Annotated in this window: 11 protein-coding genes and 2 tRNA genes; 12 read left to right on the top strand and 1 reads right to left on the bottom strand. The window is 60.4% G+C overall.

The window, feature by feature from the left end; all coding sequences use genetic code 11:
• Positions 1-329: 329 nt before the first annotated feature.
• The 12 genes from dnaA (at position 330) to AC3A4M_RS06810 (ending at position 13,378) form a co-directional block, all read left to right on the top strand.
• The gene (dnaA, locus tag AC3A4M_RS06755) at positions 330-1,748 is read left to right on the top strand and encodes a chromosomal replication initiator protein DnaA (RefSeq protein ID WP_498732930.1); all 1,419 of its coding nucleotides are present in this window, start codon (positions 330-332) and stop codon (positions 1,746-1,748) included.
• Between the two features lie 555 nt (positions 1,749-2,303).
• Positions 2,304-3,428, top strand: a complete 1,125-nt coding sequence (dnaN, locus tag AC3A4M_RS06760) for a DNA polymerase III subunit beta (RefSeq protein WP_498734808.1) — start codon at positions 2,304-2,306, stop codon at positions 3,426-3,428.
• 73 nt (positions 3,429-3,501) lie between these two features.
• Entirely contained in the window at positions 3,502-4,425 is a 924-nt protein-coding gene (gene gnd, locus AC3A4M_RS06765; RefSeq protein WP_498734809.1) for a phosphogluconate dehydrogenase (NAD(+)-dependent, decarboxylating), read from the top strand.
• Between the two features lie 10 nt (positions 4,426-4,435).
• On the top strand, positions 4,436-5,617 hold the full coding sequence (recF, locus tag AC3A4M_RS06770) for a DNA replication/repair protein RecF (RefSeq protein ID WP_498734810.1): 1,182 nt from the start codon (positions 4,436-4,438) through the stop codon (positions 5,615-5,617).
• Positions 5,617-6,222 carry a DciA family protein gene (locus tag AC3A4M_RS06775; RefSeq protein WP_498734811.1) on the top strand — a complete coding sequence of 202 codons (606 nt, stop codon included), beginning with the start codon at positions 5,617-5,619 and terminating at the stop codon, positions 6,220-6,222. The genes recF and AC3A4M_RS06775 overlap by 1 nt, the downstream gene beginning before the upstream one ends.
• A gap of 263 nt (positions 6,223-6,485) precedes the next feature.
• Positions 6,486-8,534, top strand: coding sequence for a DNA topoisomerase (ATP-hydrolyzing) subunit B (gene gyrB / locus AC3A4M_RS06780; RefSeq protein ID WP_498735564.1), 2,049 nt, complete (start codon positions 6,486-6,488; stop codon positions 8,532-8,534).
• A 61-nt stretch (positions 8,535-8,595) separates the two neighbouring features.
• Positions 8,596-11,277 (top strand): DNA gyrase subunit A, encoded by a 2,682-nt coding sequence (gene gyrA, locus AC3A4M_RS06785; protein WP_498734812.1) that lies wholly within the window; start codon positions 8,596-8,598, stop codon positions 11,275-11,277.
• The gene (locus AC3A4M_RS06790; RefSeq protein ID WP_498734814.1) at positions 11,274-11,867 is read left to right on the top strand and encodes a DUF3566 domain-containing protein; all 594 of its coding nucleotides are present in this window, start codon (positions 11,274-11,276) and stop codon (positions 11,865-11,867) included. The genes gyrA and AC3A4M_RS06790 overlap by 4 nt, the downstream gene beginning before the upstream one ends.
• A 154-nt stretch (positions 11,868-12,021) precedes the next feature.
• Positions 12,022-12,095 (top strand) — tRNA-Ile (locus AC3A4M_RS06795).
• A 31-nt stretch (positions 12,096-12,126) separates the two neighbouring features.
• Positions 12,127-12,243 (top strand): DLW-39 family protein, encoded by a 117-nt coding sequence (locus AC3A4M_RS06800; protein WP_240793188.1) that lies wholly within the window; start codon positions 12,127-12,129, stop codon positions 12,241-12,243.
• A 40-nt stretch (positions 12,244-12,283) separates the two neighbouring features.
• Positions 12,284-12,356: transfer RNA gene (locus AC3A4M_RS06805), tRNA-Ala, on the top strand.
• A 104-nt stretch (positions 12,357-12,460) separates the two neighbouring features.
• Positions 12,461-13,378, top strand: a complete 918-nt coding sequence (locus AC3A4M_RS06810; RefSeq protein ID WP_498734816.1) for a DMT family transporter — start codon at positions 12,461-12,463, stop codon at positions 13,376-13,378.
• Here the strand turns inward: AC3A4M_RS06810 and AC3A4M_RS06815 are convergent, their stop codons facing one another.
• Complete coding sequence (locus AC3A4M_RS06815) at positions 13,379-14,218, bottom strand: glycosyltransferase family 2 protein (protein WP_498734818.1); 840 nt, start codon at positions 14,216-14,218, stop codon at positions 13,379-13,381.
• Positions 14,219-14,251: the final 33 nt, after the last annotated feature.

Here is a 14,251-nt window from a genome sequence, read left to right on the forward strand (position 1 = left end):
CCCAAACCTGCTATCCGGGCAAAATCAGATGATTCCACGAATCAATCGAAGCGGGCATCTTGACATGATTCCCCGGGACCAGCACTCTACCGTTGATATCCACCGGTGTGGATAAACACCTGTGGACAACCTCTTGTCGAACGCTTTCGCCGCCTTCGGCCGCATTAGTTCACCTAGGCCACTTTCCAGCTATCTTCTACCAGAATCATCATCTACTCTTGGCAAGAGCACTTTATCCACGTCTGTGTATAACTCTGTGGATGAAGGTCTTGGATCCGGTAAAACGGGAAGTGGAGGAATTTGCATTACTGCTATTTGAGGGGTTTTCGGTGGATACGGACCAGATAAACGACGTCGGAAGCTCCTGGCGTAAGGTGGTTCGCACCTTGGAACGGGACGACAGAGTCAGTCCCCGGCAGCGAGGTTTCGTAGTCCTCGCCCAGGCCAAGGGCTTGATTGGAACCACGCTGTTGGTAGCTGTCCCCAATGAACTTACTAGGGAAGTCTTCCAATCCCAGCAGCTCAAGGAGCCCTTGCAGGATGCCCTCCGCGATGTCTTCCAGGACGAGATCCTCTGTGCATTCTCTGTGGATACGGACATGGTCACGCAGACGGAACCGGAACCCGAACCGGAAGTTGCACCGTCGCCGGCCAGCACCGCGGGTGACGAAGTTCGCGCACAGCCCACTCCGCCGAGCACCTCGCACGAATTCGGCCGGCTCAATCCGAAGTACATTTTCGACACCTTTGTCATCGGCTCATCGAATCGTTTTGCACACGCCGCTGCCGTGGCCGTGGCCGAAGCACCTGCAAAGGCCTACAACCCGCTCTTCATCTACGGTGATTCAGGGCTGGGTAAAACCCACCTGCTCCATGCGATTGGGCACTATGCCCGGCATCTCTACAACGGGATCCGCGTCCGCTATGTGAATTCCGAAGAGTTCACGAACGACTTCATCAACTCCATTCGGGACGATGAAGGTGCGAGCTTCAAGCAGTTGTACCGGAACGTGGATATTCTCCTCATCGATGACATCCAGTTCCTGGCCAACAAGGATGCGACGCAGGAAGAGTTCTTCCACACTTTCAACGCACTGCACAACCACAACAAACAGGTAGTCATCACCTCAGATCTTCCGCCGAAGCAGCTTTCCGGGTTTGAGGAACGGATGCGCTCACGTTTCGAGTGGGGCCTGCTGACCGACATCCAGCCTCCAGAGCTGGAAACCCGAATCGCGATTCTGCGCAAGAAAGCCATCAGTGAAGGCCTGTCCGTCCCGGATGAGGTGCTTGAGTACATCGCGTCCAAAATCTCTACCAACATCCGCGAACTCGAAGGCGCGCTGATTCGCGTCACTGCCTTCGCAAGTTTGAACCGTCAGGCCGTGGACATGGGCCTGGCAGAAATCGTCCTCAAGGATTTAATTACCGACGACGGGGCACAAGAGATCACGTCGACCACGATCTTGGGTCAGACTGCGGCGTACTTCAAACTTAGTCTTGAGGAGTTGTGCAGTAAGTCGAGGACCCGCACGCTCGTGACTGCCCGGCAGATCGCCATGTACTTGTGCCGGGAGCTGACGGACATGTCACTGCCAAAGATCGGTCAGGAACTAGGTGGCCGAGATCATACAACCGTCATCCATGCGGATCGAAAGATCCGGGAACTGATGGCTGAGCGTCGCGCGATCTACAACCAGGTCACCGAGCTAACCAACCTCATCAAGCAGCAGCAGCGCGAGAGCTAAGCCTTAAAGACCACTCCCCAGGTACCTTCGGACCCTTGACTATTTTCTGAAGCTTATCTTTCAGACCCTTAGACCGGTCCGAAATTAACAGGTGTGGATAAAGCTGTGGATCATTAAGTGGAGAACCGCACTTCATGGAGGGATAACTACAGGGTCGCCTGTGGATCCCAATAATCACAAGGATTCTTGTCCACACGACCTCACAGGCACTGACGGAGGAACTGCACATCTTGTGAACAGGGCGATTTCGCCAGCAGCCGCGGCCAGAAGCAGTTATCCACAGTATCCACAGACGTTATTAACACTACGAATCCCATCTATTCAGGCTTTTCCAAATAACATTTGACCCTGACGATCCAAGCTCTCCGATCCCTGATGCTCCGATCCACCGAAATCCACCTCCGGTGTGAGAATGCCTGTCTGGCGGCTAAGCTTGCACAGAGAATTGTTGTCATTGGTCGACAGCAGCCGCCGGTTCTTTCTGCCGGGAAGAGCGGCAGAGCTGTCACCACTGGCATTCCCCGGCATGTACGTTGTGAAAGGCGGCACACTTCAGTGAAGTTCAGAGTTGATCGGGATGTCCTGGCCGAGGCCGTAACCTGGACAGCCCGCTCGCTGTCGCCGAGGCCTCCTGTTCCCGTGCTTTCGGGCTTGCTCATCAAAGCCGAAGCCGGCATGGTCAGCATCGCCAGCTTCGATTACGAGATATCTGCCCGCCTTCAGATTCCGGCGGATGTAAGCGAAGAAGGCACCATTCTTGTTTCCGGCCGGCTCCTCGCGGACATTTCCAGGAGCCTGCCCTCGGCCCCGGTCGATGTCTCCACCGATGGCACGAAGGTGACCTTGACTTGCCGCAGTAGCCGATTCAACCTGGCAACCATGCCGGTCGGGGACTACCCCGAACTGCCAGCGCTGCCGGATATCAGCGGTGTTGTTGATGGAGAAGCTTTCGCGGAAGCGGTTAGCCAGGTGATCATCGCGGCAAGCCGGGACGACACTCTGCCCATCCTGACCGGTGTCCGTATGGAGATCGAAGACGACCTCATCACATTGCTCTCCACAGACCGGTACCGTTTGGCGCTGCGCGAGGTAGCCTGGCGGCCGGCCACACCCGGTATCTCCACCAGCGCACTGGTCAAGGCAAAGACCTTGAACGAAGTTGCCAAGACTCTCGGCGGTTCCGGCGATCTGAGCATTGCGCTTTCGGACAATAGCGAACTGATCGGTTTCGAAAGCGGCGGTCGCCGAACCACTTCACTGCTCGTCGACGGCGATTACCCGAAGATCCGTTCATTGTTCCCGGAAAACACACCCATCCACGCAACGGTCGAAACCTCGGTACTCGTTGAGGCAGTACGCCGCGTATCTTTGGTGGCCGAGCGCAATACGCCCGTACGGCTGGCGTTCACCGACGGGCAGCTCTCACTGGATGCCGGCACGGGCGAAGATGCCCAGGCTTCCGAAGCAATCGAAGCAGCCTTGTCCGGAGATGAAATTACGGTCGCTTTCAATCCGCACTACCTGTCGGAAGGCCTCAACGCCTTCAGCAGCAAGTACGTCCGGTTCTCCTTCACGACCCCGCCGAAGCCTGCGGTCATGTCCGCGCAGGATGACCTCGAAGGCGAAGACAAGGAAGACTACCGTTACCTGCTCATGCCGGTACGGTTGCCAAACCAATAAGCCGAAAACAGCACGAACCTCAGTTCAGACCCGCGACGCTAGTCTCAACCACAACCGGGAAAGAGTGATCGTTATGCACATCGGCCTCATTGGACTTGGGAAAATGGGCTTCAACATGCGCCAACGCCTCCGTGACGCGGACATAGAGGTTACTGGCTACGATCGCAATCCTGAGCGGACGGATGTTGAATCGGTCGATGCGCTGGTGGCAGCTGTTCCGGCCCCGCGGATTATCTGGGTGATGGTCCCCGCAGGGGAAATCACGGATTCGGTTATCATCGATCTGGCCGGAAAACTTGAAGCCGGAGACCTGGTGATCGATGGCGGGAACTCCAAGTTCACGGAAGACCAGAAACATGAAGCACTGCTGGCGGAGAAGAACGTAGGGTTTGTCGACGTCGGTGTCTCCGGCGGTGTGTGGGGGCTGGCCAACGGTTACGGACTAATGGCCGGCGGAGATCCGGACCGCGTCCAAGCAGCCATGCCGCTGTTCGATGCACTGCGTCCCGAGGGACCGCGGGAAGAAAGCTTCGTTCACGTCGGCGATGTCGGTGCCGGCCACTACGCAAAAATGGTCCATAACGGCGTTGAATACGGACTCATGCAGGCCTATGCCGAAGGGTACGAACTGCTCGAAGCCAAGGACATCATCAAGGATGTGCACGGAACATTCCGCGCCTGGCAAAAGGGCACGGTCGTCCGCTCGTGGCTGCTGGATCTCATGGTCAAGGCGCTTGAAGAGGACCCGGGACTAAGCAAAATCGGCGGCTATGTCGAGGATTCGGGCGAAGGCCGCTGGACCGTGGAAGAAGCCATAGCCCATGCCGTCCCGGCACCTGCCATTACCGCCGCGCTCTTTGCCCGGTTCGCTTCCCGGCAGGACGACGCGCCAGCCATGAAGATGGTCGCGGCGCTGCGCAACCAGTTCGGCGGACATGCCGTCCGCGCACCCGGCGCCCGCGACGCCGGAGAACAGCACAATGACAACCAGAAGTAGCCGCTGCTAGGTGTTTGTAGAGTATTTATCCCTGACTGATTTCCGGACCTATACCCAACTGGATATCCCCTTTACGCCCGGAACCACTGTATTTGTGGGTTCAAACGGCGTCGGCAAAACCAATATTGTCGAAGCGATCGGCTATCTGGCGTCCCTGTCCTCGCACCGCGTCAGCACGGATGGTCCGCTCATCCGCTTTGGCGCAGAGCGGGCTCTTGTCCGTGCCAGGGTTGTCCGCGGCGGCCAGTCCACTTCCCTGGAACTGGAGATCAACCCCGGCAAGGCCAACCGCGTCCGAATCAACCGCGCGAACCCGGTCCGTGCCCGTGACGTCCTGGGGATCCTTCGTACAGTTCTTTTCGCACCGGAAGACTTGGCACTGGTCAAGGGCGATCCATCCAACCGGCGTCGTTTCCTTGATGAGCTCCTGGCGAGCCTGGTTCCGCACCATGCCGCCACCCGCAGCGACTACGACCGCGTACTGAAACAGCGCAACGCGTTGTTGAAGTCGGCGCGTGCCAGCGGCCGGTTCACCTCTACGCACGAATCCACCCTGGAGGTCTGGGATCAGCACATGGCCCAGGCCGGTGCGGCACTGCTCAAGGCACGGCTCGAACTGGTCGAACTGCTGCAGCCGCATGTCGCGGCCGCGTACGCGTCTTTAACGGATGGTTCAAAAAAGGCCGCCGCCATTTACCGTTCCACTATCGACCTGCAGCTTTCGGACGAGGGAGAAATAGAGAACGACGGCGGTGCGCAGGATCTCCCGTTGAGTTCGATGAGCGTTCAGGAACTGGCTGCCAAGTACCTGGAGGCATTCCGGGCGCAGCGCAAAAAGGAAGTCGAGCGCGGTATTTCCCTGGTCGGCCCCCATCGTGACGAGCTGGAACTCGTGCTCGGCCCGACGCCGGCCAAGGGCTACGCATCCCACGGTGAAACCTGGTCCCTTGCTTTGTCTCTGCGGCTGGCCTCCTACTATGTGCTGCGCGAAGATGACCAGACTCCCGGGGCTGCCCCGGTGCTGATTCTTGACGATGTTTTCGCCGAACTCGATACCCAGCGACGGGATAAACTGGCCGGGATCGTGGCGGGTGCAGAGCAAGTCATCGTCACGGCAGCAGTAGTGGAAGATATCCCTGCCGCCCTGAGCGGCGAGAAGCTGACCGTCATTCCGGGAGGGGTGGATCAGTGATGGCAACCGGAAAACGTCCCGCTTCCACACCTCGGGACAACCAAGGAGAACAAGCCGGTCTGCCGCAACCCCGGACCGGCCCCGCCCAGCCCGAGACAACGCATCACGACGAGGTTGATGCCGCCAAAGCCATGCTTAGCCGAGTCCGTGAAGCGGCCGCAGGCCGTGGCGAGATCCGCACCCGGTCAGCCACCCGCCGTCGTACGCCGTCGCCTCATCCTGTGAGCGCAACTGCGAAACAGGATTCCGGCCGGGATCCGAGAGGCCTCGGAGCGGTCTTCGGCCGTTTGGTCCAGGACCGGGGATGGTCTTCGCCGGTGGCGGTCGGATCCGTGATTTCGCGATGGGACGAGCTGGTGGGGGCAGAGATTGCGGCCCATTGCCGGCCGGAGAGCTTCCAGGACACAACGGTCCAGGTGCGCTGTGATTCCACCGCGTGGGCGACGCAGTTGCGGTTGATGAGCCATGCGTTGCTCAAACGCTTCGATGAAGCACTCGGTGCAGGCGTGGTCACCAAAATCCAGGTCCTCGCTCCGTCCGCGCCGAATTGGCGCAAGGGTTATCGGACCGTCAGCGGGCGCGGCCCGCGCGATACTTACGGATAAACTCCACAACATCGAAAGGGGCTCTTGCGAAATGCGCAGGAGCCAAGTAGAGCACTCAGAGGGCCGCCACCTATACACCGACCCATAACAGGCCCCCTCAATGCGGGAAAAGGCAGTTTCTTGCCCGTCCAGGGCCTGTTCATGCATAATTCGACGCCGCGACACGCTAGAATTAGGTGGCGGCGCCTTTCCCTGCTGGGAGGGCGCCCAAACATGAGACGGAACTAGAGGAGTCGACGGCAACTGTGGCGCAGGAGAATGAGCTGGAAAATACCGGCGCAGAACCCCAGGAGACAGAGGGCGTAAAACCCAAAGACTACGGTGCCAGCGACATCACCGTTCTGGAAGGTCTCGAAGCGGTCCGCAAACGCCCCGGTATGTATATCGGCTCCACCGGTCCCCGCGGTCTGCACCACCTGGTCTATGAGGTAGTCGACAACTCCGTCGATGAGGCGCTGGCCGGCTATTGCGACACGATCGATGTCACGCTGCTGGCCGACGGCGGCGTGCGCGTGATCGATAACGGGCGCGGTATCCCGGTGGATATGCACCCGACCGAGGGCCGGCCCACAGTCCAGGTTGTCATGACCATCCTGCATGCCGGCGGCAAGTTCGGCGGCGGCGGATACGCGGTTTCCGGCGGTCTTCACGGCGTCGGTATTTCCGTAGTTAACGCACTGTCCTCACGCGTGGAGACCGAGGTGCGCCGGCAGGGATTCGTCTGGCACCAGTCCTTCGCGGACGGCGGCAAGCCGGTGGGAGACCTGCGCAAGGGCGAAGCCACCGAAGAGACCGGCACCCAGCAGACGTTCTGGCCGGACTCGACGATTTTCGAATCCACCGAGTTCGACTTTGAGACCCTGCGGGCCCGCTTCCAGCAGATGGCGTTCCTGAACAAGGGACTGAAGATCACGCTCACGGACGAGCGGCATCCCGAGGACAACGTCTCCAACAGCGAAGACGTGGATCTGGACCACCCGGCCACCGAGGTTGAAACCACTCCGGAGCACCGCAAAGTTGTTTACAAATACGACAACGGCCTGCTGGACTACGTCACGCACCTGAACTCTTCGAAGAAGGTGGACATCATCCACCCGGAGGTCATCGCCTTCGAAACCGAGGACACCGAGCGCAAGATGTCCGCCGAAGTGGCCATGCAGTGGACCACCTCATACTCCGAGAGCGTCCACACTTACGCCAACACGATCAATACGCATGAGGGCGGCACCCACGAAGAGGGTTTCCGGGCTGCCATGACCTCGCTGATCAACCGGTACGCGCGGGAAAAGAACATCATTAAGGAAAAGGATGACAACCTTACCGGTGATGACATCCGCGAGGGCTTGACCGCCGTCATTTCCGTCAAGCTGGGCGAGCCCCAGTTCGAAGGCCAGACCAAGACCAAGCTCGGCAACTCGGAAGCAAAGGGCTTTGTCCAGCGCGTTGTTACCGACGAACTCGGCGACTGGCTGGAGCGCAACCCCGGTCCCGCGCGCGATGTCATCCGCAAGTCGATCCAGGCATCGCAGGCCCGTTTGGCTGCCCGCAAGGCGCGCGAGTCCACGCGGCGCAAGGGACTGCTGGAGTCCGGCGGCATGCCCGGCAAGCTGAAGGACTGCCAGTCGAAGGATCCGTCGAAGTCGGAAATCTACATTGTGGAGGGTGACTCGGCAGGTGGTTCGGCCGTGCGCGGCCGCAACCCCGAGACCCAGGCCATCCTGCCGCTGCGCGGAAAGATCCTCAACGTGGAACGGGCACGTCTGGACCGTGCATTGGGCAATGCCGAAGTCCAGGCCATGATCACCGCCTTCGGTGCCGGCATCGGCGAGGATTTCGACGTCGAGAAGGCCCGGTACCACAAGATCGTACTGATGGCAGATGCCGACGTTGACGGCCAGCACATCACCACCTTGCTGCTGACCTTGTTGTTCCGCTACATGCGCCCGCTGATTGAAAACGGTTATGTCTACCTGGCGCAGCCGCCGTTGTACCGCATCAAGTGGTCCAACCATGCGCACGACTACGTCTTCAGCGACCGGGAACGCGACGACGTAATCCGCAAGGGGCTGGCCAGCAACCAGCGCCTGCCCAAGGAGAACGGCATCCAGCGCTACAAGGGTCTGGGCGAGATGGACTATACGGAACTGTGGGACACCACCATGGATCCGGATAACCGCACGCTGCTGCAGGTGACCATGGATGACGCCGCGGCCGCGGACCAGATCTTCTCCGTGCTGATGGGCGAGGATGTCGAGTCCCGCCGCACATTTATTCAGCAGAACGCCAAGGACGTGAGGTTCCTGGACATCTAGCGATGGCCGGCCGAAACCCTTTCCCTGGTAACACGATGACTTTGACAGAAGGAACGCAACGATGAGCGACGAAGAGACTCCGGACCTCCCCGAGGGTGTTGCCGGGGACATCCCGTTGGAAGGCGATATTCTGACGGACCGGGTCGAGCAGGTCGACCTGCAGACCGAAATGCAGCGGTCGTACCTGGACTACGCCATGGCGGTCATCGTCGGGCGTGCTCTTCCGGACGTCCGGGACGGGCTCAAGCCGGTCCACCGCCGCGTGCTGTACGCGATGTTCGACGGCGGTTACCGTCCGGACCGCTCCTTCAACAAGTGCGCGCGTGTGGTCGGCGAGGTCATGGGCCAGTACCACCCGCACGGCGACTCCGCCATCTACGATGCGTTGGTGCGCCTGATCCAAGACTGGACCATGCGTTATCCCCTCGCACTGGGGCAGGGGAACTTCGGATCCCCGGGTAACGACGGCGCCGCGGCCCCGCGGTACACCGAGACCAAAATGGCCCCGCTCGCCATGGAGATGGTGCGCGACATCGACGAGGAAACCGTCGATTTCCAGGACAACTACGACGGCAAGAACCAGGAACCGACCATCCTGCCGTCGCGTTTTCCCAACCTGCTGGTTAACGGCTCGTCCGGCATCGCCGTCGGTATGGCCACCAACATCCCACCGCACAACCTGCGTGAAGTCGCCGACGGTGTGCAGTGGTACCTGCAGAACCCTACGGCTTCCCGCGAGGAATTGCTGGAAGCACTCATTCAGCGCATCAAGGGCCCGGATTTCCCGACCGGTGCACAGATCCTGGGACACAAGGGCATTGAAGATGCCTACCGGACCGGCCGCGGATCTATTCCGATGCGCGCCGTGGTCAACGTGGAAGAAATCCAGAACCGCACCTGCCTGGTGGTGACGGAACTTCCCTATCAGGCCAATCCGGACAACCTTGCGATCAAAATCGCCGACCTGGTCAAGGACGGCAAGATCAGCGGCATCGCGGACCTGCGCGATGAGACCTCCGGCCGCACCGGCCAGCGCCTGGTGATTGTGCTCAAGCGCGATGCCGTGGCCAAGGTGGTGCTGAACAACCTGTACAAGCACACGCAGCTGCAGGAGAATTTCGCGGCAAATATGCTGGCGATCGTCGACGGCGTCCCGCGCACGCTGACGCTCGATGCGTTTATCCGGCATTGGGTCGCCCACCAGTTGGAAGTGATCGTCCGACGGACACGCTACCGGCTGCGCAAGGCCGAAGAAGAGGCTCATATCCTGCGCGGCATGCTCAAGGCACTCGACGCGTTGGACGAGGTTATCGCGCTCATCCGTGCCTCGGCCACCACGGAGGCAGCGCGCGACGGCCTCATGGGGCTGCTGGATATCGACGAGCTCCAGGCCCGGGCAATCCTCGATATGCAGCTGCGCCGGCTTGCCGCTTTGGAACGCCAGAAAATCCAGGACCGCCATGCCGAACTCGAGCGGATGATCACCGAGTTCAACCGGATTCTCGCGTCCGAGGAAGTCCAGCGCGGGATCGTCAGCGAAGAGCTGCAGGAACTCACCGACAAGTACGGCGATGACCGCCGCACCCAGATCGCTATGGGTTACGACGGCGACATGAGCATGGAAGACCTCATTCCTGAAGAGGAAATGGTGGTCACCATCACCCGCGGCGGCTACGTCAAGCGGACCCGCATCGACAACTACCGTTCGCAGCAGCGCGGCGGCAAGGGCATCAAGGGCGCACAGCTGCGCGGTGACGACGTCGTCGAACACTTCTTTGTCACTACGACGCACCACTGGCTGTTGTTCTTCACCAACCTTGGCCGCGTCTACCGGGCGAAGACCTACGAACTCGCAGAAGCCGGACGGGACGCGAAGGGCCAGCATGTGGCCAACCTGATGGCCTTCCAGCCGGACGAGCACATTGCCCAGGTGCTGGAACTGCGCGATTACGAGCAGTCCCCCTATCTGGTGCTGGCAACCAAGCGCGGCCTGATCAAGAAAACCCGGCTTGAGGACTATGACACGAACCGGTCGGCCGGCGTCATCGCCATCAACCTGCGCGACGAAGACGAACTGGTTTCTGCACAGCTTGTTTCCGAAACGGATGACCTGATGCTTGTGTCCCGCAAGGGCCAGTCCCTGCGCTTCACCGCCACGGACGAGGCCCTGCGCCCGATGGGCCGCGCAACGTCCGGTGTGACTGGAATGAAGTTCCGCGAAGAAGACGAGCTGCTGACGGCCGACGTCGTCACGGATAACTCATTTGTCTTCATCGTCACCGAGGGCGGCTACGCCAAGCGGACGAGCGTTGAGGAATATCGGGTACAGGGACGCGGTGGCCTGGGCATTAAGGTCGGCAAGTATGCCGAGGACCGCGGAAACCTGGTTGGCGCGTTTGTCGTCCAGGAAGAGGACGAAGTCCTGGTTGTCATGGCCAGTGGCAAGGTAGTCCGTTCCTCGGTCACCGGCGTGCCTGCCAAGGGCCGGGACACCATGGGCGTTATCTTTGCCAAACCGGACAAGAAGGACCGCATCATCGCCGTCGCCAAGAACTCCGAACGGGGCCTGGGCGCCGTTCCGGAGGAAGACACCGGGAATGATGAGGCTGAAGTTCCAGATGAGGCTGTCGAAGCAGCGGAATCTGCGCAGCAGCCTGCTGATGAAGTACCGTTGAATGCAGACCAAATGCCATCGGTTGCCGACGAGGCAGCAGAGGCGCCGGAAAACGGAGGTAACGAGTGAGCACACCCAATACGCCCCGGCCGGGTACCCGGCCGGCTAATGCACCGCGCGTAGGGGCTCCTCGCAACCCGCCGGCGAAGCCATCGCAGCGCCCGTCGGGCGGGACAGGGCAAAAGCCGGCGGCGGGAGCCCGCTCAAGCGGAAATTCCGGCGCACGTCCTGCCGGCACGCGTCCGGCGGGCCAGGCGTCACGCCCCGGGTTAGTCCGTCCGGCGCCCAAGGCCAAGGCCCGCCGCGCACGCCTGCTTGTGAGCAAGGTGGACCCCTGGTCGGTACTGAAGATGGCATTCCTGCTCTCCGTGGCGCTGGGCATCGTAACCGTTGTCGCGTCCATCGTCTTGTGGACCACGCTGGACATCACCGGCATCTTCGACCGCGTCAATGACCTCCTGACGGAAATCGCTGGCAGCGAGGGCGGAGCCTTCGACCTGCGGGCCTATGCCTCGCTGGGTCAGGTGGCGTCGTTTGCGACCATCATCGCGGTAGTCAACGTCGTCCTCCTGACGGCGCTGGCGATGCTTTCGGCCGTGCTCTACAACATCTCTGCCACCCTGGTCGGCGGCATCGGCGTTACCCTTACCGACGACTGAGACCGTTACGGAACAGCCCTCCTCCACCACGGATATCCGTCGGTGGAGGAGGGTTTTTCTGTACCGCAGACGCGTCCCGCAGGCATCGTGCGGCCCGATTTGGAGTTGCGTCGGGATGTGCTGTAAAGTCATATTTCGGCCCGACGGGGCAAGGGGGCGTATAGCTCAGGCGGTTAGAGCGCTTCGCTGATAACGAAGAGGTCCCAGGTTCAAGTCCTGGTACGCCCACGGAAAACTGTTCCGACTTATGGAGGACACTGTGAAGAAGTTGCTGGTTCTGGCAGCTGCACTCGCAGGTGCGGTCGTCTACAAGAAGTGGCAGGAATCCGAAGCGGAGAAATCCGCGTGGAGCAAGTCGACCGACAAGGTTGATTAACTCCGAAGCCCGCTAGGTTATACTGGTGAGGTTCCTTTCGGGGGGCATGGCGCAATTGGTAGCGCACCTGCTTTGCAAGCAGGGGGTTAGGGGTTCGAGTCCCCTTGCCTCCACCGAGTAGAAAGATCCCGGTCCATCAGGACCGGGATCTTTCCGCATCTGCGCCTTGTTGAAGGACAACTGGGAGTTTGCCGCCTGCACACCTTACGGTGAGGACGTGACTTTCTTCCTCGCTGCGCTGGGCGTCCTTGGTGTCGCCGCTTCAGGCCCCATCATGGCTGCCACGGCCGCACCTGCGCTGGCCATTGCGTTTTGGCGCAACTTCCTTGGCGGCCTAGTCATGGGTGTGCCCGCTGGCCTTACGCGGCGGCAGGAATTCAGCCGGCTAACGACGTCGGACTTGAAGTGGTGTGCCGTTGCCGGCCTTGCGCTGGCCCTCCATTTCGCCTGTTTCATCACGGCACTGCAGATGACCTCCGTTGCTGCTGCTACCGCCCTGGTATGTCTCCAATCTGCCTGGATCGCTGTTTTCAACCTGTTGCAGGGCATCCGCGCCGCTTCGCAGGTACTGGTAGGCCTGGGGCTGGCCCTTGGCGGCGTCGTCGTGATTTCCGGATTCGATCTGCAGCTTTCCGCTGAGGCCATCACAGGAGACGTCCTTGCGGTCATCGGCGGGGCCATGGCAGCCATTTACACGATCGCCGGAGGCCAAGTGCGCCGGACACTCTCGACCGGGACCTACACCACCCTGTGCTACGGGATCTGTTCGGGCGTTCTGCTGGTAATGTGCCTCGTGTCCGGGCAGTCCCTTGTGGCGTTCCCACCGGAAGCGTGGATTGGCATTCTGGCCGTGACTGCTGTCGCGCAGCTGATGGGACACACCGTCTTCAATTACCTGCTCGCCACTTTGAGTCCTCTGGTGGTCTCCATGATCATCCTGCTGGAGATTCCTGGCGCAGCCATTTTGGCAGCCGTGTTCCTGCAGGAGGCTCTGCCCTGGGGTACATACCTCGGCCTGGCCCTCATTATGGCGGGACTTGCCGTCGTCGTTCTGTTCCAGAACCGATCCGCGCACGGCCGCCTGAGACGAGGCTCGACCGCTTCCCTCCGGCCTTCGGCACCGCCACCGGAATGATCAGATTCCGCCGCGCGGGACCATCTGTTTCGTGCGGGCCTGATGGACCCTGCGCAGGATTTTGGCCGGATAGTAGACGCTCATGAAGATCAGCGTGGGGACCCTCAGCACCCGTCGTTTGATCTTGTGGTTCTTATAGGTCCGGTCGAACCGCGTCACGTAATACCGATAGTCCTTGGGCGAATCCTCCAGCCGGCGGGCGGACATTCCGCTGATCATTTCGGGAACGTACAGGATGCGCAATGCATGCTCGGCAAGGTGGACGGAGATATCAATATCCTCATGCATCTCGTCTTCTTCGTCGAGGCACACTTCATTGCGGATGATCTCCCAAGCTCCCCTGCGGATGGCCATGTTGGAGCCGAACAGAAAGTGGTACTGCTTCTTCGCCAGCTTCAGCACAAACCTGCGCATCCGGTCGTCGGCTTGGAGGCCGAAGCGGCGCAACGGCATGTCGTAGTAGAGCACCGGGCCGGTGGCGGCCATGACTTCAGGATCCAGAAAGGCCTTCTGGAGGTGTTCCACCCAGTCCGGTTCCAGGATGGAGTCGGCATCGATTCGCCCCAGCACTTCGCCGGTGGCATGGTCCAGGCCGAAGTTACGGGTCGGGATAAGGCCTTGTGCCTGGTCTTGGGAGAGCAGCATGAGGGGCGCGTCCGGATATTCGTCCTGCATCTGCCGTACGAGCTCGACTGTCCGATCGGTGGATTTGTTGTCCACAACGATGATTTCGGCAGGAGGTTCGGACTGGGATATGGCGGCGAAAAGACACTGTCGAATCACCGACTCTTCGTTAAAGGCGGGAATTACAATCGAAACGCTCGGCTTCGCTGTCTGCATGGGACTGAATCTATCAGCATCAATGCGGATTCA

The sequence above is a fragment of the Arthrobacter sp. Soil_C_60 genome (assembly GCF_057656375.1).

Bases quoted from the DNA above. Each gene is read 5' to 3' on its own strand.
- gnd (WP_498734809.1), top strand. From the start codon at position 3,502: ATGCACATCGGCCTCATTGGACTTGGGAAAATGGGCTTCAACATGCGC.
- AC3A4M_RS06775 (WP_498734811.1), top strand. From the start codon at position 5,617: ATGGCAACCGGAAAACGTCCCGCTTCCACACCTCGGGACAACCAAGGA.
- gyrA (WP_498734812.1), top strand. From the start codon at position 8,596: ATGAGCGACGAAGAGACTCCGGACCTCCCCGAGGGTGTTGCCGGGGAC.
- AC3A4M_RS06815 (WP_498734818.1), bottom strand. From the start codon at position 14,218: ATGCAGACAGCGAAGCCGAGCGTTTCGATTGTAATTCCCGCCTTTAAC.